The following is a 23,729-nucleotide window of genomic DNA, read 5'->3' as shown; positions in this document are numbered from 1 at the left end:
ACAAGGAGAGTAAACAATGTCAGATTATGCAATCGATATACAGAATATAACAAAAACATATAATATGTACAAAAAACCTTCTGATCGTTTTAAAGAAGCGCTGAATCCAATGAAAAAAACATATCACGATCTTTTTTATGCCTTAAAAGATGTCACAATGCAAATTGAAAAAGGTGAAATGATCGGCTTTGTTGGAGAAAATGGTTCTGGTAAATCAACGATCCTTAAAATCATTACGGGCGTTTTGACACCAACTTCGGGCTCAATGACAATAGACGGAAAAATTTCTGCATTATTAGAGTTAGGCTCGGGTTTTAATCCAGAATACTCTGGTTATGAAAACATTTTTCTAAACGGAATGGTTCTTGGTTTTTCCAGAGAAGAAATGGAAGAGCGCGTAGACGATGTCATCAAGTTTGCTGATATTGGTGATCATTTATATCAACCTGTAAAAACATATTCTAGTGGGATGTTTGTTCGCTTGGCTTTTGCAGTAGCAATCAATGTTGATCCTGATATTTTGATTGTTGATGAGGCTTTAGCAGTTGGTGATTTAGAATTCCAACTGAAATGTATGGAGAAATTTACTGAAATCAAAAATTCTGGTAAGACGATTCTTTTTGTTTCCCATGATGTTAACTCTGTTCGTCGTTTTTGTGACCGGACATTCTGGTTGAAAAATGGCGAAGTCGTAGAGTATGGTGATACGATGGATGTTACCACAAATTACGAAAACTTTTTAAAGAAAAAATCGATCAAAACAGTTGATCGTGAAAAAACAATTCAAAATGAAGAAACAGTTCCTGATATTATTGAGGTTGATAAAGCGACATTATTAAATTATGCACTGGAACCATTAGAGATCGTTACGCAAGATGAAAAGGTCATTGTTAAATTAGAGTATACTGTTAAAAACGATACAATAAAATCACCTGTTTGTGGGGTAGCGATCCGAACAGTTGATAATAATTATGTATGTGGACTAAACACATTGCTAGATGGTGTTAAAATACCTTGGAAAAAAGGTAAAAATGTCTTTTACTTGGAATATGGAAAAATGTCTCTATTAACAGGGGAATATTACTTTGATATTGCATTCTTTGAAGAACACGCCACAGTACCATTGGTTTATAAAACGAAATACCTAAACATGTTTATCAGTGGGCGCTATGCAGGAGAAGGCATTGTCATTTTAGATCATGAATGGAAGGACACTATTGAAGATGAAATATGATTTTGAAATGGAAGTTGATGAGAGTACCAGTGTTGGTAAAATCGTTGCCCAAATTAAAGAGAATAGCCGAGTATTAGAATTTGGACCTGGAAATGGTCGGATGACAAAATATTTGATGGAAGAAAAAAATTGCTATGTAGCAATCGTTGAGCTAGATAAAGAGTTATATGATCACGTTAACGAGTTTTCTAATGACGGATTCTATGGAAATATCGATGAAGAAGCTTGGACGAAACATTTTGAAGGTCAAACTTTTGATTATATTATTTTTGCGGATGTGTTAGAGCATTTGATGAATCCAAAGAATGCATTGATGAAAGTCAAACCTTTCTTAAGTGCAGAAGGTCAAATCTTGATCACTTTCCCGAATATTGCCCATAACTCTGTTTTGATCGATCTTTTCAATAATAAGTTGGATTGGCGAGAAACAGGGTTGCTAGATGCAACACACAAATCCTTCTTTGTTCAAAGCGGTTTTGAAAAACTTTTTGAAGAAATTGATTTATTTATTGCTAAAGAAGATTTTACGATCAACGAAGTTGGGTATAATGAATTGGAATCTAACTATGAAGACTTGCCGGTGGAAGTTCGTGCTGCATTCAAAGCACGCCCATTTGGGGAAGTCTATCAGTATTTTTATGCACTTTCTACTGAAGTTGTAGAAAATCCGATTCGTACAATACCTGAAAACTCAAGTTTCAGAAAGAATATTCACTTCTTATATGCTTGTGGCGAGGAAGACCAAAAAGAATTCGATGTTCAGTTGAATAATGTATCGGGTGAAAATAAAACATTTACGATCGATATACCAGAAAATATTAAATTACTGAAAATTTTTCCAAGTTTAACAGGTGTAGTAGTCAATGTAGATTTGACCGTTGATGGAGAGACCATTCACCCCAGTGCAACAAATGCCGTTTACAATAAAGAGGCACGGTATTTCTTTTCCGATGATCAAGTGCCTGTTATGGAAATAAACGACCAAAAGATTGCTGGTAAAACGATGACAATCACAGTTGATTACAAGTACGAAGGCAATTTTTCGGACACGATTCATGGGTTGATCGATTATGTGATCGAACAGCAAGCGGAAAAAAATCAGTCAAAAAATACGGAATTAATGGTGAGTGAAAAGCAAATGATAAACTATAAAAAAGTATCAATCAGTAAATTTGATTCACTTGTTTCACTTAATATTGATGACATCGTTCGTCATGTTGAAGAGAAAAAGACTGTAATTCGTGGCTGGGCGTATTCTAAAGAAGATAAGTTACCAATCAACTTTAAAGTATCCGCTGAATCAACTGTTGAGTATTCTGTAACAACAGAATACCGTCGAGATGTTATTGATATGTTTGAGCTAAAAGGGGATCAAGAATATGGTTTTGTGATTGAAGTCTTAGATTCAGAGGATCAACCAACTTATATCTTGAATATTTCTGCAAATAATGGGCGTAAACTACAATACCGTTTAGAAAAACCAAACATGGTACAGCCTGGTAATAAAATTCAGCGAGCAATCCGTTCTATGCAGACACGAGGCTTGCTGGGCTCTGTGAAATGGTACTTCAAACGTCAAGAACAGCAGGAAACGCCAGTTGATCCATCAGTAATTTTAGAAGAAATCAAAACATTTAACTTCCAACCTAAAATTTCTGTAGCTGTTCCAGTTTATAATGTTGAAGAAAAATGGTTGGATGCTTGTGTCTCTTCACTTCAAAATCAGTACTATGAAAACTGGGAGTTATGTTTAGCAGATGATGCGTCGCCAAGCGACTACATCAAACCATTACTAAAAAAATATGCAGATGCAGATGATCGGATCAAAGTCATTTACCGCGAAGAAAATGGACATATTTCAGAAGCGACAAATTCAGCTTTAACGATTGCAACTGGTGATTATATCGGTTTTATGGATAATGATGATGAATTAGCACCGCAAGCATTATATGAGGTTGTCAAAGCGTTGAATGAAGATCAGACAATCGATTTTATTTATACGGATGAAGACAAAGTCACTGAGAGTGGTAAACGATTCAACGCATTTTATAAATCAAAATGGAATTCCGAATTGATCTTGAATCACAATTACATTACTCATTTTGTAGTAGTGAAGCGTTCATTACTAGAAAAAACGGGTGGGTTAAAGACTGAATTTAACGGTGCTCAAGACTATGATTTTGTTTTACGTGCGACCGAAAATGCAGAAAATATTGCTCATATCCCAGGTATGATGTATCATTGGCGCGCGATTGAATCTTCAACAGCTTTGAATCCTGAAAGTAAAGGGTATGCTTATATTGCTGGACAACGTGCAGTACAAGCAGCAATGGATCGTCGTAATATTAAAGCAACAGTTGAAATAGCGGAGTTTTATGGTTCATATAAAATCAATTATATCTATGAAACAACACCTAAAGTATCTATCGTGATTACGAATGACACCGCTGATATCAATGATTATTTGAAAAAATTATTAGAAAAAACTATTTATGAAAATTACGATATTGTGTTACCAAAGCAAATGAAAGAAAAAGTTCATTCAACTAATAATAAACTTGTTTATAGTGACGGACAAACAAGGGATGAATTAGTTCAAGCAAGTACAGGCGAATATACGATTCTTTTAGATGCGGGTCTAGTACCAACGAAAAGCAATTGGCTGGTTGAGATGATGAACATGATCCAACAATCAACAGCAGGAATTGTCACAGGTCGAATTGTTGATTCTCGTTATCGTATTGAAAATATCGGTATGTCTATCGACGTAGAGAAAAAACGATTAGTTTATCCAGAACAAGGTACGCCAGGTAAGAGTTTAGGGTATTATTACCGTATTGCGTTACCAAGAAACGTTCAGGCAGTCTCTGAAAGCTGTATGATCTTCAGAAAAGCTGATTACCTTGCTGTTTCTGGTATCAATGAAGAATTAGGCCAAGACTTTATGGGTGCGGACTTATCCTTGAAAGTTGCGAAACAACTGGATAAAAAAATTGTTTATTGTTCTTATGCGATCTTTAAAGCAGAAGAAAAAAAACAGACGAATGATAAAAAAGGTAATTTTAAATCATTGACTGATAAATGGTCGGAACAAGATTTAATAGATGTTTATAAAAATCCAAGACATCAATAAGATCAGACCTTCATTATAAGGAACACCATTATTCATGTAACTTTAGCTGCATTGAGATAATGGTCATTGGACCTCTAAATATAAGGAGCGCAAAACATGAGCGATGAGATAAAAATCATTATTGATAGCATCTATCGGGAGAAACAATCCAATAACTTAACGATAACTGGCTGGGCTTTGAATACAAATTCAAAGTCCGCACCAGTTATTTCAATCAACAATCAAGAACAAGTCACATCTTATGATATCAAACGAGTTTTAAGAGAAGATGTTAATCAGATCTATGAGGTAGATACTACAGTTTTAGCTGGATTTGAAATAAAGCTAGAAGGAATCCAAAAGAAAACGAAATTGGAAGTGTTTTTTACTTCAGAGTCCGGCCAATCAAGTAAATCAGAATGGATCGATTTAGCGAAAAAACATCCTCTGATTCCTGGTACTGAAGATAAGCTAGCAAGATTGATGATTAAAGTACATAAAGGTGTCAGCTATTTAAAAAGAAATGGGCTCAAAAGCACGATTCAACGTGTAAAGATCGAAAAAATCAGAAATCAGTCTTCTTATCCAAGTTGGTTAGAAAGAACGGAGCACTTTGATTTTGAGCAAATAAAATCAGAAATCAATGCATTTCAATATCAACCTAAAATTTCTATTGCAATGCCTGTTTATAATGTTGAGGAAAAATGGTTACGTCGCTGTATTGATTCTATTTTGATTCAAGATTATCAAAACTGGGAACTATGTATGGCTGATGATGCTTCTACGGATCCTAAAGTAAAAGAACTTTTGACTGAGTATAGTCAATTGGATGAACGGATCAAAGTTGTTTTTAGACCGTCTAATGGACATATCAGCGAAGCAACAAACTCTGCCTTAGCATTAGCGACAGGAGAATTTGTGGCGTTACTAGATAATGATGATGAGCTGCCAAGAATTGCTTTTTATGAAGTGGTCAAGGCTTTGAACGAAAATGCTGAATTGGATTTGATTTATAGTGATGAAGATAAGATCGATATGGTGGGAAACCGTTCTGATCCTGCCTTTAAGCCAGATTGGTCACCAGATTTACTATTAGGAACGAACTATATTTCTCATCTTGGCGTATATCGAACAACGATTCTTAATGAAATCGGCGGTTTTAGAAAGGGCTATGAGGGTTCTCAAGATTATGATCTAGTTCTTCGTTTTACTGAAAAGACAACAAGCGAACGGATCAAACACATTCCGAAAGTTTTATATCACTGGCGGATGTTGCCGACATCAACAGCAGTTGATCAATCGTCAAAAGGATATGCATTTGAAGCGGGATTAAGAGCGGTTCAAGATGCTTTAGTCCGTCGTGGGATCAAAGGTCATGCAACTCATGGGCGAGCGAACGGCTTATATGATGTTTATTACGATATTGAATCAGAAGAATTGGTTTCGATCATTATTCCGACTAAAAATGGCTATAAAGATGTTAAACGTTGTGTGACTTCGATTATTGAAAAAACAACGTATAAGAATTATGAAATCATTATTGCTGATAATGGCAGTACGGATGAAAAAATGAAAGAACTCTATGATTCATTTAAACAACAACTTAACGAGCGGTTTCAAGTAGTTGTGATCGATATTCCATTTAACTTTTCTAAAATCAATAATATTGCTACTAAAAAAGCAAAAGGAACCTATCTGTTGTTCTTAAATAATGATACTGAAGTAATCAATGGTGATTGGCTAAAATTAATGGTTTCATTTGGTCAGCAAGAACGAATTGGTTGTGTGGGAGCAAAATTATTGTATCCAAACAATACAATTCAACATGCAGGTGTGATTTTAGGCTTAGGCGGTATTGCCGGACATGGACATTATGGTTATCCCCATGGAGACTTAGGGTATTTTGGTAAATTAGCTTTGAATGTTGATTATCTAGCAGTGACAGCTGCATGTCTATTGATGAAAAAACAAGATTTTGAGGCAGTTTCGGGTTTTGATGAAGACTTTACCGTGGCCTTTAATGATGTCGATCTTTGTCTAAAAGTTAAAGCATTGGGACGCGATAACGTCTGGCTTCATGAAGCCGAACTTTATCATTTTGAATCTCAAACAAGAGGGTATGATGATAAAGGCAAAAAGAAAAAACGGTTTGAAAAAGAAAAAGTGATGATGGAAAACAAATGGGCTACTTTGATTGAAGATGATCCGTTTTATAATCCTAATTTGACGAGAGAAATACCTAATTTTTCATACAGAGACTAAAAAGAAGTGAATTGTTTTATGAACTACGAAATGGAGTAAAAAAATGGATATACATCAAGCAGAATATAAGAAGAGCATCACCATGAAAGACAGTTTTCATGCAATAGCTGATCAAGCAATTAAAGCACGCTTTGTGCTTGCAATCATTGCATTCATTTTAATTTTAGTGTTTAAGTTGCATGGTAGCTCTATTAGTATGTGGGATGACTATGTTTCTGACTATGCTAATGGAGAAGGTAATCAGAGTTTGATTATAGGTAAACCAAGACCAATAAGGTCAGATGAATGGATGGTCCAAACACCTTATAGTTTATCTCAAACTCAAACTGGCTTAAAAAGTCATAATGAGATGATTACGGTGGATGGTCAAGATATGATTGTCGGCTATAATTCTCCGGCTTTAAATTTGGCAACCATTGCCAAACCTTTTACGTGGGGCTATGTTCTTTTAGGAAAAGAAAGAGGACTCTCGTGGTATTGGGGGATTAAATTAATTGGTTTAATCTTACTATCTTTTGAAATTGGCTTGATTTTGACAAAGCGAAATAAGTATTTAGCTTTACTAGCGAGTGTTTGGATTCCTTTTTCATCTGCTATTCAATGGTGGTTTGTTTCACCAGTAGGAGATTTGGTCTTTTTCATGTTTGGTTTTTTAGTGGGGATATATAATTATTTTTATTGCCATGATAATAAATATCACCGATTGTTTAACTCCCTATTGGCAAGCATCTGTGCATCTGGTTTTATTCTTGTGTTATATCCTGCACTGCAAGTTCCCTTTGGATATTTGATTTTATTATTTTTGATTGCTTATTTTCTGGAATTTCGTTATAAAATAAAATTAGATAAATTTGATACGTTATTTATCGGTTTAGCCATTTTTATAACTAGCTTAATTGTAGGTGTTTCTCTGATTACTTCTTGGGATTCTCTAATTAGTGTCATGAATACTGTTTATCCAGGAAAAAGGATGAGTGTAGGAGGAGCATTTTCTAAAAAGGATATTTTTCTTTTTTTGACAAATTGGAAAATGCCTTTTCAAGATGTAGTATATGAAAATAATTCTGAATTAAGCAGTTTTTATCATTTCTTCTTTGTAATTTTATTAGTCTCACCGTGGCTATTTTATAAAAAAATTAAGGAAAATATTTATGGCGTTCTTTTGTTTATTTTTTGTTTGTTTAATTTACTATGGATGAGTGTGCGATTTCCAGTGTTCATTGCCAAAGCCACATTATGGTCGTATGTTCCAGAAGAGCGATCTTACTTAGCTTTTAGCTTTGCTGCTATATTATTGAGTATCTGGTTCATCCATTATATATGGGAACAAAAAAAATTATCATTTAAAGTACAAGTACCTGTTATAGCAGTCAATTTAGCTTTATATTTTTTTGCACTGTATAAAGGAAACCTTCGATTATATTTAAGTAGAATGGAAATAATCCTTATTTTAGCAATAGCTGGATTGCTTATTTTCTTTTTAGTAAATAAGTGGAAGTATCTACTTACTTTATTACTACTAGCTGTCGTTTTTTTAACAGGAGCTACCGTAAATCCTGTTGCAAAGGGAGTTGAGCCTATATATGGGAAAAAGATTGCTCAGACAGTTATGAATATTGAAAAAGAGGACCCTGGCCAACTGTGGGCTGGTGAAAGAATGATGCATGCTTTCTTGCCTATGTTAGGTGTCCATACATTTAATGGTACAGCCTTTACGCCTAATCTAGATTCATGGAAACCGTTAGATCCTGATGGTAAATATGAGAAGGTGTATAATCGATATTCTCATATTTATGTGGAAGTAGGCAATGAGTTACCACGATTTGAGCTTTTGAATGCTGATGCATTTGTTGTCAGACTCAATATAGAAAGTATAAAAGCTTATAATATAAAATATTTGGTTACGTATAAAGAGATTGAACAATTATCAAATACGACTACCCAATTTAAACAAATTTATGGACCTGATTCCAGTGGGGCATTCATTTATAAAGTAATCAACTAAAGAGATTGGAGCTGAAATAATGGGCAGTTTGTTAAAACGGACCAATAACTTAATTTTAATGGGAATGATTGCTTGTTCTTATATGCTTTGGGTAATTGGAATAGATACAGGTACAACTAGTTTTATCTACAACAATTATAGCTATATATTGGTACTTTCACTAGTTATTTTGACTATTATAAATATAGGAAATATAGAAAAAAAAGATTATCTCTTTATCTTATTTTGTTTTGGTATTTTTGTTTTTTATACCTTGACGTCTCCGATTAGACATAGCAACCATTTGTTAAACTTAGTCATTCCTATAGTATTGTTACTTATTTTCTTTTTTAGAAAAAGTACATTTGATAAAGTTGACGTGTCTATTTTGATTATTATAAATGCTGTTGCATTCGGTTCAACACTTTATAGACTATACAAAGATGTGCCTCCTTTGATTGCTCCGATTTCTATTTGGGAGATGGGAAATAAGATCGTGTCTATTTGGATTAATACAAATACAATTGGAGCCAGTATTTTATTCTCAGTCATGATGTTGACCATTATGATTCGTAGCTTGGGCTCAAACTGGTTCAATTTAGTTATTTTGCCTATATATGCAGCAGGAGGTATGGCCATTTGGGTATGCCAAGCCAAAGCAGCAATGTATGCATTAATATTTTTCATCGTAGTGGATGCAGTGGTTGTAATCATACGAATATTCTTAAAAAAATCTGGGCAAAGAGATTGGATGATTTTAATTGTATTTACTTTACTTTTTATAATAGCGCCTTTTATTTTTTATTTTATGGGAAAAATGACCTCGGGTAGCTTGTTCACAGAGCGAGTTAGAATCTGGGAAGAAGTCTTTCAACAGTGGTTACCTAATAAGAGAAGTGTAATTATTGGTATGGAGCCGTTTATTGCTTCTTGGAAACCTTTAGGGACACACAATGCATTTATGAATATCTTGAGAAATTATGGTATTGTTGGGTATACGTTGTTCTTCACCCCTATTGTTTATTGGATTTATTTAAAAGTTAAAACACAACGGGTAAGTCAAATAGAAGCCAGTTTGTTTGTGGCATTTTTTGCAATCTGTATTCATTCTTTTATGGAAGATGTATTAGTAGCCCCTTACTGGCTTCCGATTGCTTTGTCTTTTTTAGGTATGGCTTTACAGAAAAAAAGCTGCTTTTCTGTAAATCGTTTTGAAAAATAGAGGTTATGATAAATCTTCGTTTTGTGCTAAAATGTTTTTTGAAGTAACCAGACGCCATACATTGCAAAAAAAGTGTTGCACAATATTGGTTACATTTATTTAATTAAGTAAGAAAAAACAGCAGTATTAGTTTAATTGTCAAGTATATGAATTAGATACAAGTTGTTTTAAGAAAGGAAGCTAATCTATGTCTGGGAAAAGCGAATGGAATAATTTTAAACGTATCGTAACGATTCTCGTGGATGTTCTTATTTTCAACGTGTCTATCCTATGTGGTTTTTTAATGAAATTTGGAACAAAAATACCTGATTATAATTTTATTGCTTATGAAAGAACAGCAGTATACATTTCTTTATTTTTCGTTGCTGTTAATTTATTGTTGGGTTCTTATGTCTTTTATAATAAGAACAAAGGAGATATTGTCTTTACTACGCTAATTGGTCAATTACTGACGACACTGGCGATTATGATCATCACTTTTGCAGGACGATGGTTTTCATTTCCAAGATCAGTTTTGGGATATTCATTTGTAGCAGGAGTTATTTTACTCAGTTGTTGGAGAATACTCGTTTATTTTATTTATTTAAGACTTAGCGCTGAAAAGCGAATTGTCGTTATTGGTGAGGAAAAAAATGCATTATCGGCGACTCAAAATTTTTGTAGCCACAAGAACCAAAAACATAAAGTAGCCTATTTGATTATTGATAATTACTATGAAAATTTATTGAAAGTATTAGACGACGTGGATATTATTTACATCTCAAGTCGAATTAATGAAAGTGAAAAGTTAAGAATTTATGAACTAGTTACAAAAAAAGAAAAAAAATTGTTTTTAAATACAAGTTTTGAAAATTTGATGATGTTGAAACCAAATATGATGAACTTTGAAGATGAGAGTATTATAGAAGTATCTAAATTTCGCTTAAACTCAGAAGATAATTTTGTGAAAAGACTAGTAGATTTAATAATATCAATCATACTTCTTATTATTACTTCTCCAATAATGCTGATTACGGCACTCTTAGTTAAGTTGACATCTAAAGGTCCAGTTATTTATAAACAAACTAGAATCACTTTAGATCAAAAAGAGTTTTCAATTCTTAAATTTAGAACAATGTCTGAAACAGCTGAGGCAAAATCAGGTCCTGTTTTATCAACTACCAATGATAGTAGAGTAACAGTCATCGGTAAATACTTACGTGCATTGCGAATAGATGAGTTGCCCCAACTATTTAATGTTTTAATCGGTGATATGTCAATTGTCGGTCCTAGACCTGAAAGACCATTCTTTGTTGATCAGTTCAATCAGGAAAATCCTCACTATTACTTGAGACATAATGTTAGAGCTGGGATAACTGGCTATGCACAAGTTTATGGAAAATATGCCTCTGACTACAATAGCAAGCTGAATTTTGATTTGTTATACATCAAGAACTATTCTATTATGCTTGATTTGAAAATTTTATTACAAACAATTAAAATTTTATTTGATAAAGTTTCTTCACAAGGAGTGGAAGAGATAAGAGATGAACAATTAAATGTGTCATATTTAAAAGAGAAAAAAATAAAAGTATTTAAGTGAAAGACAGGGGCTAATTAAGTGGAAATGATCGATGTAAGTGTATTACTGTCTATCTATCATAAAGAACAAGTTGACTATTTTATTAAAGCGATGGAGAGTATCTTAGTGCAAACAAAGCAACCAGAAGAGATTTTCTTGGTTGCTGATGGGCCGTTGACTGAGTCTTTGGACGAAGCAATTAGTGAATATAAAGAAAAACTGAACGATAGATTGACCTTTTTTCGATTAGATGAAAATAAAGGGTTAGGTATTGCTTTAGCTGAAGGTGTTATCCGTTGTCGAAATCCTTATATTGCTCGAATGGATACGGATGATATTATGGATCCGCAGAGGTTGGAAATCCAGTATGATACTTTTTTGAATAACACTGATTTAGCGATTGTTGGATCAAATATTATTGAATTCGAAAGTGAGATCACCAATGTGTTAGGTGAAAGAAATGTTCCAGAAAAAAATGAAGAGATTCGAAATTTCTCGAAGAGAAGAAATCCTTTTAATCACATGACGGTCATGTTTAAAAAAGAAGCTATTTTGAAGGTTGGCAATTATAAAACGTTAAATGGTTTTGAAGACTATTATTTATGGGTTCGATTACTCAAGGCAGGCTTTAAGGCTAACAATATTCAAAAAAATCTAGTCTATGCAAGAGCTGGTAAAGAGATGTATTATAGACGTGGTGGACGTAAGTATCTTATTTCTGGAATAAAAGCAAGAAAGGTAATTTATCAAGAAGGCCTAGGAAAGTTGAGTGATTTTTTATTTGTGACAATTGCTCATACAATGGTCAGCATAATGCCAAATAAAATGAGAGGCTATTTCTATCAGAAAAAGCTAAGAAACTGATAATGTTCTTAGAAAATACGTTGTATTGTTTCAAATGTATGTAATAACCACTGGAGGATATTTAAATGAAAAAAATTGGAAGCTTATTGCTTTTTGTTGTCTTTTTTTTAGTAGGACCAACGGGATTTTCTGAAGCGATAGGAGATACAATGACTACTCAAGCAGATTATCGTATGGGCGAGTTTGTCAATCAAAAGGATTCAACAACAATGAGATTTAAGCGTGACATTCTATATAATACCCCTATAGATGTTCAAGCAGGTGATAAAAATATGCCAGGAAAAGACTTCATAGATGTTTCTTCTTGGAATGGAGACATATCGGTAGCTCAATATACAATGATGAAAAACAGCTACGGAATTAAAGGTGTCGTAGTTAAGTTAACGCAAGACACTGATTACATAAATCCTTATGCACAAAGTCAAATTCGTAACGCTAAAGCTGCAGGATTAGTCGTTTCAGTCTATCATTTTAGTGTCTATAAAAATAATAGTGAAGCAATTGCAGAAGCTGATTTTTTTGCGAGTTATGCGAAGAGTTTAGGTTTAGATTCAGGTACAATTTTAGTCAATGATGCTGAGCATACAAATCTTCTCACAGGAGACGTAAATGCTACCTCAAAGGTATTTAACAAGCAAGTAGAAAAACACGGCTATAACTATGTATTGATGTATGTAGGAAGAAATTGGATAGACAGTAGATACATAGATCCAAATGAATTTGGTTATGGTAATTTATGGGTAGCACAGTATCCATTTGTACCAAGTGCTTCTTCCATTTGGAATAGTGAATTTGGAGCTTGGCAATGGAGTTCGCAGCTTTATTTTCCAGGCATTTCGCATCCATTTGATATATCTATGAGTTTTAACGATTATTTTGTTAAAGCATTAAGTGGTTCGGATATCATAGCTAAAGAAACTGAAGTAAACACTTTTGGCAAAATTAAATCGACTCCTTATAATGAATTTGGAAATTTGCCATGGGGCACACAAGGATATAAAAAATTAGGCACGCTTGATCAGTGGTTTGGTCAAGATGCGTATGTAACTAAGAAAGTAACCACAACGTCAAATAATGAATATTATCAGTTTCAAATAGGGAACTCTTATTATTGGACAGATTTTAGAAATATTACGTTATATGATTCTATAATAAATGAACAACCTCTAACGGCAGATGGAGCTGTCCAGTATTATGAATACTCAGAATACGGAAGTGTTCCATGGGGCACAAAAGGCTATGCGTCTAAAGGTGTGCTAAAAAATTACATTGGGCAGACATTACCTATTACTAAGAGAATTAAAACCTCTGGTAATAATACGTACTACGAATTTCAATTAGATGGTCAAACTTATTATGCAGATGAAAGAAATTTTAAAATTAAAGAGTATCATAGTATTACTTCTGAAAAGATCGTAGATGGAGATGCTACAATTCAAAACTATGAATATTCGGAATACGGCGAAGTTCCATGGGGAACAAGAGGATATGTATCTAGAGGTGTACTGAAGAACTATGTAGGGAAAACAGTACAGATCACAAAAGAAGTAAAAACCTCTGGGAACAACACCTATTATGAATATCAATTGAATGGTAAAACATATTATGCTGATATAAGAAACTTTAAGGCCAAATGGTTTGACCAAATAGTATCTGAAAAAACTGTTGATATGGATGCAACCATTAAATATTATGAGTATTCAGAATATGGCAGCGTTCCGTGGGGCACAAGAGGATATATTTCCAAAGGAGTGTTGAAAGACCATATTGGTCAAACGGTACCAATTACAAAAGAAATAAAAACCTCTGGAAATAATACGTACTATGAGTTTCAATTAAACGGGCAAACTTATTATGGTGATTTACGTAATTTCAATTTGAAAAGTTATCATACGATTGACTCAGAGCAATCAATTGATGCGGATGCAACAATTGTGCCGTTTGAATACTCAGAGTATGGAGAAGTTCCGTGGGGGACAAGAGGGTATGCTTCTAAAGGTGTATTAAAAGCTCATCAAGGAAAGGTTGTCCAGCTTACAAAAGAAGTAAAAACTTCCGGAAATAATACGTACTATGAATTCCAGATGGATAATAAAACGTTGTATGCTGATATCCGAAACTTTAAAATAAAACATTACAATCAGATCGTGTCAGAAAAATATGCTGATTTTGATGCAACTGTGCAATACTATGAATACTCAGAATATGGAGAAGTTCCATGGGGGACAAGAGGATATGCTTCTAAAGGAGTGTTGAAAAACTATTTAGGACAAGTCTTGTCAGTGACGAAAGAAATCACGACGTCAGATAATAACCAATATTACGAGTTTCAATTAAATGGCCAAACTTATTATGGTGATATTAGAAATTTCAAAAAGAAAAATTATCATAGTATTGACAGTGAAAAGGATTTAGATGCTGATGGATTGATTCAGTATTATGAATACTCAGAATATGGAGAAGTTCCATGGGGGACGAGAGGCTATGCTTCCAAAGGGATACTGAAGAACTTTATTGGTCAAACTGTTCCAATATCAAAAGAAGTCATGACTTCTGGAGCTAATACGTATTATGAATTTCAACTGAATGGGCAAACCTATTTTGCTGATGTTAGAAATTTTAAAGTAAAAGCTTATGATAGTATAATTTTTGAAACACCTGTGAGTATATCAACAAAAGTTAAGTATTATGAGTACTCGGAGTTTGGAGAAGTTCCATGGGGGACAAGAGGATATGTTTCTAAAGGAATTCTAAAAAACTATCTTGGACAAGAAGTTGTTTTATCTAAACAAATAAAGACTTCTGGAAACAATATTTATTATGAATTCCAATTAAATGGAAAAACTTATTATGCAGATGAACGAAATTTTTCAAAATAAAAATACAAATAGTTAAATAGCAGGTGTACATAGCTTAGTTGTGTACACCTTTTTATTTAGTTAAACTAAGTCCATTTTTACTATAGATTTTGACTTAGACCCTAATTAAGAGGTATTATTAGGGGGCAATAGCTATTTTTAAGAAACGTTAGGAGATCAAATGAACATAGTCAGTGTAGTTATACCTATTTATAATGTTGAAGATTATCTTGAAGAATGTATTGATTCTGTATTAAATCAAACCTATACAGAGTTAGAAATCATTTTAGTTGATGATGGTTCCAAAGATAATTCTTTGGAGATATGTAAAAAGAAAGAGCAGGAAGATAGCCGAATCATAGTGATTTCGAAAGAAAACGGTGGACTTTCTTCTGCTAGAAATGCCGGTATTGATAGAGCTAAAGGTGAATATATTTGTTTTATTGATAGCGATGATTGGATAGAAGCAGATTATGTTGAATTATTGATGGAAGGGATTGTCGATTATAACGCGGATATCTCAGTTATTCATATGACTAAAGTCAGTGATTTTAGCAAAATAAAATTTCAGACTCAAAATTCTGAAACATGGACGCAATTTACTAAGGAATCAGCAATGAAAGAATTGTTTACAAATAATTTTATAGGCTACTCAGCAAATAATAAATTGTATAAGACAAGCCTTTTCAAGACAATACGTTACCCTTATGGGCTTTTGATGGAAGATAAAGCCACTACTTACAGATTAATTGACGAGTCAACCAAAATAGTTGTAAATCCTTCAACAAAATACCACTATTTTTTAAGAGATAATAGTATTTTAAGAAGTAAATTTAATGTAAAAAGTTTTGATTCTTTTCAAATCCATGAAGAGATTCTCCTATTTATTGATAGTAATTATCCTGGTTTGAGTACAAAAGTAAGAACTCGATATGTTTATGAATCAATTAGAATGATGATGAGGATGATAGAAAGTAACCATGACAATGAAAAGGATTTTGATAAATGTATCGAAATTATTGTAAAATACAAAAAAGACGTATTGACTGATAAAGAGTTATCATTCGGCATAAAAGGACTTACAATCCTCTTGAGTGGAGTTAAAAGATTGCCCTATAAATTATCCAAGCGCAAAATGAGTGCAAAATTGCTAAGAAAAATGGAAGGTATGAAGTAAATGATTCTAAAAATAAAAAAATTCCTTTCTCGCAATATATATCCGTTATTCTTTCGACTATACCCACTTAAAAAAAATAAAATTATTTTTTCAAGTTTTGGTGGTCGTAACTATTCAGGTAATCCCAAAATAATTTCAGAAAAATTGTATGAGATAAGACCTGACTTTGAAATTGTTTGGCTCATTAATGATGACGTTGATGTGGAGCTTCCATCCTACGTAAAGAAAGTAGCTAATAATTCGGTGTTATCCGCATTCCATTTATATACGGGTGGAATTTGGGTAGATGACTCGAGAAAAACAATTTTTTACAAGAAAAGAAAAAAACAAGTTTATTTTCAAACATGGCATGGAACACCTTTGAAGAAGATAGAATTTGATGCAACGGATAAATTAGCAAAACATTATTTGGACTATGGGGTAAAAGATTCCCAAAGCTTAAATTATCTACTTTCAGGGAATGAGTACAGTTCTAAAATCTATAAGTCTGCATTTAGAGTATCAGAAGAAAAAATATGGAATATTGGCACTCCTAGAAATGACTCACTAGTTGAAAGTACAAAAGCTACTTCTCACTTTTTTGATAAAAAAGAGATAAAAATACTTTTTGCACCAACATTTAGAGATCAACCTGAAAATAATGGCTTTCCTCAGTTGGCAAGATTAGGGATAGAAAATTTAAAACAATTTTTTATGGAGAATGGGCAAAATTTGGAGATTTTATTGAAATTTCATCCCAATGTTAGTAAAGTTATGGCTAAGGATACAGCTATAAATACTATATTAGAGGATCAATCTATTGGCTTGATTGATGACCATATAAAGATTGACGATCTTTTTGAGGAGACAGATTTACTTATTACAGATTATTCATCCATTTTTTTTGATTTTTCACTTTTAAACAAACCGATTATATTACTCAACCACGATGAGGAAGAATATAAGAATGAAAGAGGATTCTATGTTGATTTGGATGAACTCCCAATTCCTAAAGCCAAAAATGCAGAAGAAATCATAGCGATCTTTAACTCAAAGAAAAAAGAATTGTTAGAGGGGCCAGAAAAATTATTAGAAAAGATTGGCAACTTTGAGAATGGAACGGCTACAAATACAGTAGTAGAAAAAATAATAGAAATTAGTGAAAGTATGAATTAAATGAGAAAATTTATTAGTGATGTTTTATTTAATGCCTTATATCAAGTTTTACTGATTATACTACCGGTCATAACAATGCCAATTTTGAGTAGGAGACTAGGTGCAGATGGATTAGGTGCATATAGTTATGTTTTTTCTATAGCTCAATTTCTTATGATTATTATTTCAGTCGGAATGAATCCATTCAGGATTAGAAGAATTGCGCAAACTAAGAGAAAATTATCTTCATTGAACGATGAATTTTGGAATATATTTTTTATGCAACTTTGTATCGGAGGAGTTGTGACGTTTCTATATACAATTGTAGTTTTCATGATGAATAGTGAGTATAAAGAACTATATTTAATACAAATCATTTTTCTAGTAGGTATAACGTTTGATATTGCTTGGTTTTTTCAGGGAATTGAAGAGTTTGCACAAGTTGTGATTCGTAATACCTTAATTAAATTACTTTCGGTAGTTTTGATTATTTTGACGGTAAAAAGTGATGCAGATCTTCCACTATATGTACTGATTACGTCAGCAACTAATATTGTTGGTAGCTTGATCTTTTGGTTTAATTTAAGGAAACACGTACAATTACCAGTATTTTCTTGGAAAATATTCAAATCATTATGGCGCCCAGGAATGATTATTTTACTTCCTCAAGTCTTTATGCAAGTTTATACAACTTTAGATAAAACAATTGTCGGATCGCTTACAACTAATGTTGAACTTTCTTATTATGATCAATCACAAAAAATTGCTAGAATTCTCCTTGCATTGCTTTCATCATTAACCATTGTGATGTTACCTAAGATGACGGATGCAGTAGCAAGTGGCGAAAAACATAAAGTATTCACCTATACTAAAAAGGCATTTGAATATACTTTATTATTGTCATTAGTTATGTTTACAATTGTTTTTGTGAATACGAAAGAGTTCATTGTTTGGTTTTTTAGTGCTGAATTTTCGCCAATGACAATCAATATGCTTTTAGTAACCGTAATAATTATTGTTAATCCTATAGGTGGAATTTTTTCAAATCAATTTGCTTTAGCAATGGAAAAAGATAAAGAGTATGCCATTCCATTAATAGTTGGTTCCGTAGTTAGCTTAGTGGGAAATTATATATTGGTTCCTTTGTACCAGTCACTTGGCGCCACAATAGTATTAATTGCAGTTGAAGTGATTGTATGTGTGTTGAGGATTGTACTGGTAAGGAAATTTATTGATTTAAGATTATTATTTACGAGTAAAATAGTTGCTCAAATTTTTATAACGATCTTGATAACGGGTGTAGGCTTGATGTTACCTAATTTGATCAATAATCTTTTCTTCAATATGATGTATAAATCTATAGTAATCGTCATACTTTTTGTGGGAGCACTGATTTTAACGAAGGCGGATGTAATAACTGATCTAAAAAGTATAATAAAGAGGAATTGATTTTATATGAAAAAGCACGCATACTTAATAATGGCTCATGATAACTTTGATATGCTGAATGTTTTATTAAGGGAACTGGACCATCAAAAAAATGATATTTTTATTCATATAGATAAAAAAATAATAAACTTAGACGTTCAAGCAGTAAGTAAAGGGGTTAATCAATCAACAATTACTTTTATTGACCAAATGAATGTGACTTGGGGCGCGTATTCTCAAATTCAATGTGAAATAAATCTTCTAAAAGAATCTCTTGTGGGCGAATATAGCTATTACCATCTTTTATCTGGATTGGATTTACCAATTAAATCCCAATCCTATATTCATGATTTTTTTGATCGTAATGATGGAGTAGAGTTTCTTCAATTTCAACAAGAGAATATCAAAAGTAGAAATTTAGAAAGAGTAAAATATCACTATCCCTTTCAAGAAGTGGTAGGTAAAAAGAAAAATTTCTTATGGTTTTTGGGGAAGATATATAAGTATTTGCAAAAAATGATTGGTGTGGATCGAACCCGAAAATATGGTTTAGAATTTCAAATGGGGGCTAATTGGTTTAGTATTACGAATGAATTGGCAAAATATTTAGTGAAAATGGAACAAGAAATTCAACGTATATTTAAAAATACGCTGAATGGAGATGAATTATTCATTCAAACTTTAGTATATAATTCGTCTTTTAAAGATAATATTAGTCAACCTAATTATAATAATTCCTGTCATTCAAATTTGCGCTATGTTGTTTGGAAAAATGATACGCCTAAGTATTTCAAAGAAGCAGATTTTGATAGCTTGCAAAGCAGTGATGAACTTTTTGCAAGAAAATTCAGTATGCAGGAATCAGGTCAATTGATTGAGAAAATCTTGTTGAATAATCATTAAAGTAAGGAGAAAAAAATTTATGAAAAAAATTATTACTTATGGAACCTTCGATTTGCTTCATTATGGACACATTAATTTATTGAGAAGGGCTAAAGAACGTGGTGATTATCTTATTGTAGGCTTATCTACAGATGATTTTAATTGGGATGAAAAAGGGAAAAAAACCTACTTTTCCTATGAAAAGAGAAAGCAACTGTTGGAAGCAGTTCGCTATGTAGATTTAGTTATTCCAGAAGAAAATTGGGAACAAAAAGTATCTGACGTTAAAGAATTTCGCGTATCTGAGTTCGTAATGGGAGATGATTGGTCTGGAAAATTTGATTTTATTAAAGATCAAACTACGGCTGACGTTTATTACCTACCTAGAACGCCTGAAATTTCTACTACTCAAATCAAAAAGGATCTTGAACAAAAGTAATCTTGAAAAGTTTATATGTAGAAAAAATGTCGTTCTGCTTTAAATATATGGTAAGATAGAACAGGTGAAAATTATTGTTAAAATAGCCAGAAAACTCGCTATTTTAAAATGAGGAAGAAAAGAGTGATTGATGTAAATGGGAACGACAAGAGATATGTTTAAAAAATTAAAAGGAATATATATAATTTATTTTGAAATTATTCTAATATGTCGTACGATCGGACCGCTGATATTAATGCCTAATGTGATTGACAAACTCTTTTTTGTATCATCTGGCCTTATCGGGATTGGAATAATCGGAATTGATTTTATTTTTAGTGTCAAGGAGAAAAATTGGAAAAAGTATGATCTCTTTTTGATATTATTTCTTGCAGTCATGTGTATTTCTAGTTTAATGAACATGAACTATGGGGTGTTTGAAAATATAAAAATGATCATGTGGCAGGCAATTTACTTCCTGATTATTTTTCAGTATGGTAAAGACTATGGTAAAAAAGATAAAATAAATAGTTATTTTCAACTTGTATTGATGGTTTCATGGTTTTTTTCAGCCATTGTGTCTTTAGGTATGTTTATTATCCAATATGGAGTCAAGATTCCAATGTCTAACAGATATTATCCGCTAAGAATGGGATTTTTAGGCAATCGTTTATTCGGTGTCTTTCCGGATCCTAACTTTGGTGCAACGATCTCAGTTGTCGTAATTATTTTATCTGTGTATTACTTGTTAAACAAAGCTGATTTAAAAAACTGGATGAAAGCATTTCATATTCTTAATATAATTTTTCAAATAATGTTTATTTCGCTATCAGGTTCACGAAGTGCGGTAATTGTTTTACTAATTGTTCTGGGTGTAGCAACATTCTTCACACTCTTACACTCTGAAAAAGTAAACGTTAAGAATAGTATCCTCAAGTTTTTAATAGCAGTAGCAGGTGCTGTTATTGTAGCAGGAATTAGTTATCTAATGATAGACATGGTGAAATCATTACTTTCTTATTTACCAGGTTTACTACATCCCGCTGGGTCAGAAGGAATATCAGGTAGTGGAAATGCTAATAGAATAAGCCTTGATCGACCAGATGTGTCAGAAGGCGGAGATGTATCCAATTTACGTTTTTCATTGTGGTCTAGTGCAATTGAAATCTTCAAATCTAGTTGGTTATTCGGTGCATCCCCAATGAACTATATTCCTTATGCACACGATCTGCTACCATTCACATTTATTGGTCGTAATACATTGACTGTGCATAATTTTGTGTTCTTAGTATTAGCGACTACTGGTTTTGCTGGAATGATTACCTTCTTCACTTTTTTCCTTAATAAAGTATTCATTTCAGTTAAGTATTTATTTAAACGTAAAAATTTAGTGAATGACCTTACTTTTTACTATATTTTGAGCATATTAGCTATTGCTGTTTCGGCCTTGTTTATTACGGAACTAATTTTAGTTAGCACGATTGGTAGTGTTGTTTTTTGGTTTTTTGTAGGGGTAATAACGAATTCAAGTAAGGAAACAGAAGATCATAATTAATTAAACAATCATAAAAACTTCTCTGATCAGGACTAGGTATTTTGCAGTCTCGGTTAGAGTATTTTTTGGAGGTTTGGTAAAAAAACTCATTGAAACGTTTGATTGGTTAATGTGTCATAATGTTGTTTTTATTAACCAAGATTGCATTAATGAAATAATTGAGTTATTATTGATTCGATTACTTATTAAGTTGATGAAATATAACTTTATTGAAAAAGCGTAGTTTGTCTGTATTTAGATGTTATTAAAAACAAGTTAACCGTTTTAAGGAGAGAGGTAAATGAACTATATTTTAGTGACTGGTGGAGCAGGTTTCATAGGATCTACATTAGCGAATTTTTACAGTGATAGATATCGGGTAATTGTTGTAGATGATCTTTCAATGGGAAGTAAATCGAATTTGAAAAAAGACAGCACGATTTCTTTTATAGAAGGTAGTGTAACAGATAAAAATTTAATGACTGAAATTTTCGAAAAGTATGAGTTTGATTATATTTTTCATTTAGCTGCCGTTGCAAGTGTAGCTGATTCAGTTGAACGTCCTGTAGAAACACATATTGTCAATTTTGACAGTGTATTGACTTTATTAGAATTATCGAAAGAACAAAAACGATTGAAAAGATTTGTTTTTGCTTCTTCTGCTGCAGTTTACGGTGATGAACCTACATTACCTAAAGAGGAAGAGTCAGTCATTCGTCCTCTTACACCTTATGCAATTGATAAATTTGCTGCAGAAAAATATGTGGTGAACTACTATAACTTATATAAAGTTCCAACTAGTGCAGTAAGATTTTTCAATGTTTATGGTCCTAATCAGAATCCTAATTCACCGTATTCTGGTGTTATTTCTATTATGTTTGAACGTTATAAAAATGCAATGAAGTCTGACGGATCGGTATTTAATATTTTTGGTAATGGTGAGCAATCACGGGATTTTGTTTTTATTGAAGACGTAATTCAAGCGTTAAATTTAGTAGCTACTTCTGAAGAATCTTTAGGGCAAGTTTATAATGTTGGAACAAACAATTCAGTAAGTTTAAACGAATTAATCGATGTTTTAAACGAATTATTCAAACTAGAATTATCTGTGGAGTATAAAGACGAGCGTTCAGGAGATATTAAGCACTCTTTAGCAAATATTGAAAAACTAAAAAGTATTGGCTACACTCCGAACTATACAATTAAAAGTGGTTTAAAAAAATATGTGAATTATGAAAAGGCAAAACCATAGAAATTGATTTAGTTGGGAATGCTAGTAGTTAAATTAAGTAAGACAAAAATCTACTATTTGTATCAAAATAATAATTTTATGCAGGGATGTTTTTTATTTTTCATCCAGTTATGTAGGATATATGAACAAAAAATAAATAGAATTAATTGATCATGACATCAGATTATTCATCTTTTGGAATCTAGATGTGTATAAGAGACAGGAATTAATTGATCATGACATCAGATTATTCATCTTTTGGAGACAATCTATTTGTTAGTAGTATGGTAATGGGGCTGTTTGAAGAATAAAAGTGGAACTACAAGGTTTTATATGAGTGTTAAAGGTAAATAGTTATAATTGTTCTTGTAAGGTTTAAACGTATTATGCTGAGTATATCCTTAATGTCTTATCTTAGCCAATTTGACTTTGCTACCCGCAAATTTAAAATAATGTGGAGGAATTTGAAAGTGAAGAGAAAAATTTTAATCTCTATACCTGCGTATAACGAAGAAGAAAATATTTTTCCTCTATACGATAAACTAATGGTATCTTTGAAAAAGAAAGAAAACCAGATTGATTTTGAGATATTATTCATAAATGATGGGAGTAAAGATAATACTGTCGATACTATTTTAAAATTAATGGAGACAACAGAGAATGTTTCATTGCTTAACTTATCTAGAAATTATGGAAAAGAAATTGCAATGAGCGCGGGATTTGATTACTCGAATCATGATGCTGTGATAACCATAGATGCAGATCTACAGCATCCTCCAGAAATTATTTTAGAAATGATAAATTTGTGGGACCAAGGTTACGAGGATG

General features: G+C 32.5%; 16 protein-coding genes. All 16 read left to right on the top strand.

Annotated elements, in window-relative coordinates:
- Window positions 1-16: 16 nt before the first annotated feature.
- The gene (locus A5819_RS02210; RefSeq protein ID WP_086280340.1) at window positions 17-1,234 is read left to right on the top strand and encodes an ABC transporter ATP-binding protein; all 1,218 of its coding nucleotides are present in this window, start codon (window positions 17-19) and stop codon (window positions 1,232-1,234) included.
- On the top strand, window positions 1,224-4,367 hold the full coding sequence (locus A5819_RS02205) for a glycosyltransferase (RefSeq protein ID WP_086280343.1): 3,144 nt from the start codon (window positions 1,224-1,226) through the stop codon (window positions 4,365-4,367). The genes A5819_RS02210 and A5819_RS02205 overlap by 11 nt, the downstream gene beginning before the upstream one ends.
- 96 nt (window positions 4,368-4,463) lie before the next feature.
- A complete protein-coding gene (locus A5819_RS02200; RefSeq protein ID WP_086280347.1) occupies window positions 4,464-6,608 on the top strand; it encodes a glycosyltransferase family 2 protein in 2,145 nt (714 codons plus the stop codon).
- Window positions 6,609-6,690: 82 nt separating this feature from the next.
- Entirely contained in the window at window positions 6,691-8,613 is a 1,923-nt protein-coding gene (locus A5819_RS02195; RefSeq protein WP_369596919.1) for a hypothetical protein, read from the top strand.
- 19 nt (window positions 8,614-8,632) lie between these two features.
- On the top strand, window positions 8,633-9,814 hold the full coding sequence (locus tag A5819_RS02190; RefSeq protein ID WP_086280351.1) for an EpaQ family protein: 1,182 nt from the start codon (window positions 8,633-8,635) through the stop codon (window positions 9,812-9,814).
- Between the two features lie 187 nt (window positions 9,815-10,001).
- Window positions 10,002-11,396: a sugar transferase gene (locus A5819_RS02185; RefSeq protein WP_086280354.1), complete on the top strand. Its 1,395-nt coding sequence runs from the start codon at window positions 10,002-10,004 to the stop codon at window positions 11,394-11,396.
- An 18-nt stretch (window positions 11,397-11,414) separates the two neighbouring features.
- Window positions 11,415-12,239: a glycosyltransferase gene (locus A5819_RS02180; protein ID WP_086280357.1), complete on the top strand. Its 825-nt coding sequence runs from the start codon at window positions 11,415-11,417 to the stop codon at window positions 12,237-12,239.
- Window positions 12,240-12,304: 65 nt separating this feature from the next.
- A complete protein-coding gene (locus A5819_RS02175; protein ID WP_086280359.1) occupies window positions 12,305-15,118 on the top strand; it encodes a GW dipeptide domain-containing protein in 2,814 nt (937 codons plus the stop codon).
- Between the two features lie 160 nt (window positions 15,119-15,278).
- Window positions 15,279-16,274, top strand: coding sequence for a glycosyltransferase family 2 protein (locus A5819_RS02170; protein ID WP_086280361.1), 996 nt, complete (start codon window positions 15,279-15,281; stop codon window positions 16,272-16,274).
- A complete protein-coding gene (locus A5819_RS02165) occupies window positions 16,275-17,429 on the top strand; it encodes a CDP-glycerol glycerophosphotransferase family protein (RefSeq protein ID WP_086280365.1) in 1,155 nt (384 codons plus the stop codon).
- Complete coding sequence (locus A5819_RS02160; protein ID WP_086280368.1) at window positions 17,430-18,857, top strand: oligosaccharide flippase family protein; 1,428 nt, start codon at window positions 17,430-17,432, stop codon at window positions 18,855-18,857.
- A gap of 6 nt (window positions 18,858-18,863) precedes the next feature.
- Entirely contained in the window at window positions 18,864-19,739 is an 876-nt protein-coding gene (locus A5819_RS02155; protein ID WP_086280371.1) for a beta-1,6-N-acetylglucosaminyltransferase, read from the top strand.
- 19 nt (window positions 19,740-19,758) lie between these two features.
- Window positions 19,759-20,157, top strand: a complete 399-nt coding sequence (tagD, locus tag A5819_RS02150) for a glycerol-3-phosphate cytidylyltransferase (protein WP_086280373.1) — start codon at window positions 19,759-19,761, stop codon at window positions 20,155-20,157.
- A gap of 136 nt (window positions 20,158-20,293) precedes the next feature.
- Entirely contained in the window at window positions 20,294-21,691 is a 1,398-nt protein-coding gene (locus A5819_RS02145) for an O-antigen ligase (protein WP_086280376.1), read from the top strand.
- Between the two features lie 280 nt (window positions 21,692-21,971).
- Window positions 21,972-22,922, top strand: a complete 951-nt coding sequence (locus A5819_RS02140) for an NAD-dependent epimerase/dehydratase family protein (protein ID WP_086280379.1) — start codon at window positions 21,972-21,974, stop codon at window positions 22,920-22,922.
- A 449-nt stretch (window positions 22,923-23,371) separates the two neighbouring features.
- The coding region (locus A5819_RS02135) for a glycosyltransferase (protein ID WP_139843550.1) at window positions 23,372-23,729 on the top strand (358 nt) is incomplete at its 3' end.

The sequence above is a fragment of the Enterococcus sp. 7E2_DIV0204 genome (genome assembly GCF_002140855.1).
In the GTDB taxonomy this organism is placed as follows: domain Bacteria; phylum Bacillota; class Bacilli; order Lactobacillales; family Enterococcaceae; genus Enterococcus_L; species Enterococcus_L lemimoniae.
The sequence above is the reverse complement of the archived record's forward strand: the minus strand, read 5'-3'. Positions and strand labels throughout refer to the sequence as shown.

Excerpts from the sequence above, each read along its gene's own strand:
- A5819_RS02210 (WP_086280340.1), top strand. The coding sequence starts at position 17 with ATGTCAGATTATGCAATCGATATACAGAATATAACAAAAACATATAAT.
- A5819_RS02205 (WP_086280343.1), top strand. The coding sequence starts at position 1,224 with ATGAAATATGATTTTGAAATGGAAGTTGATGAGAGTACCAGTGTTGGT.
- A5819_RS02200 (WP_086280347.1), top strand. The coding sequence starts at position 4,464 with ATGAGCGATGAGATAAAAATCATTATTGATAGCATCTATCGGGAGAAA.
- A5819_RS02195 (WP_369596919.1), top strand. The coding sequence starts at position 6,691 with ATGAAAGACAGTTTTCATGCAATAGCTGATCAAGCAATTAAAGCACGC.
- A5819_RS02190 (WP_086280351.1), top strand. The coding sequence starts at position 8,633 with ATGGGCAGTTTGTTAAAACGGACCAATAACTTAATTTTAATGGGAATG.
- A5819_RS02185 (WP_086280354.1), top strand. The coding sequence starts at position 10,002 with ATGTCTGGGAAAAGCGAATGGAATAATTTTAAACGTATCGTAACGATT.
- A5819_RS02175 (WP_086280359.1), top strand. The coding sequence starts at position 12,305 with ATGAAAAAAATTGGAAGCTTATTGCTTTTTGTTGTCTTTTTTTTAGTA.
- A5819_RS02170 (WP_086280361.1), top strand. The coding sequence starts at position 15,279 with ATGAACATAGTCAGTGTAGTTATACCTATTTATAATGTTGAAGATTAT.
- A5819_RS02165 (WP_086280365.1), top strand. The coding sequence starts at position 16,275 with ATGATTCTAAAAATAAAAAAATTCCTTTCTCGCAATATATATCCGTTA.
- A5819_RS02160 (WP_086280368.1), top strand. The coding sequence starts at position 17,430 with ATGAGAAAATTTATTAGTGATGTTTTATTTAATGCCTTATATCAAGTT.
- A5819_RS02155 (WP_086280371.1), top strand. The coding sequence starts at position 18,864 with ATGAAAAAGCACGCATACTTAATAATGGCTCATGATAACTTTGATATG.
- tagD (WP_086280373.1), top strand. The coding sequence starts at position 19,759 with ATGAAAAAAATTATTACTTATGGAACCTTCGATTTGCTTCATTATGGA.
- A5819_RS02145 (WP_086280376.1), top strand. The coding sequence starts at position 20,294 with ATGGGAACGACAAGAGATATGTTTAAAAAATTAAAAGGAATATATATA.
- A5819_RS02140 (WP_086280379.1), top strand. The coding sequence starts at position 21,972 with ATGAACTATATTTTAGTGACTGGTGGAGCAGGTTTCATAGGATCTACA.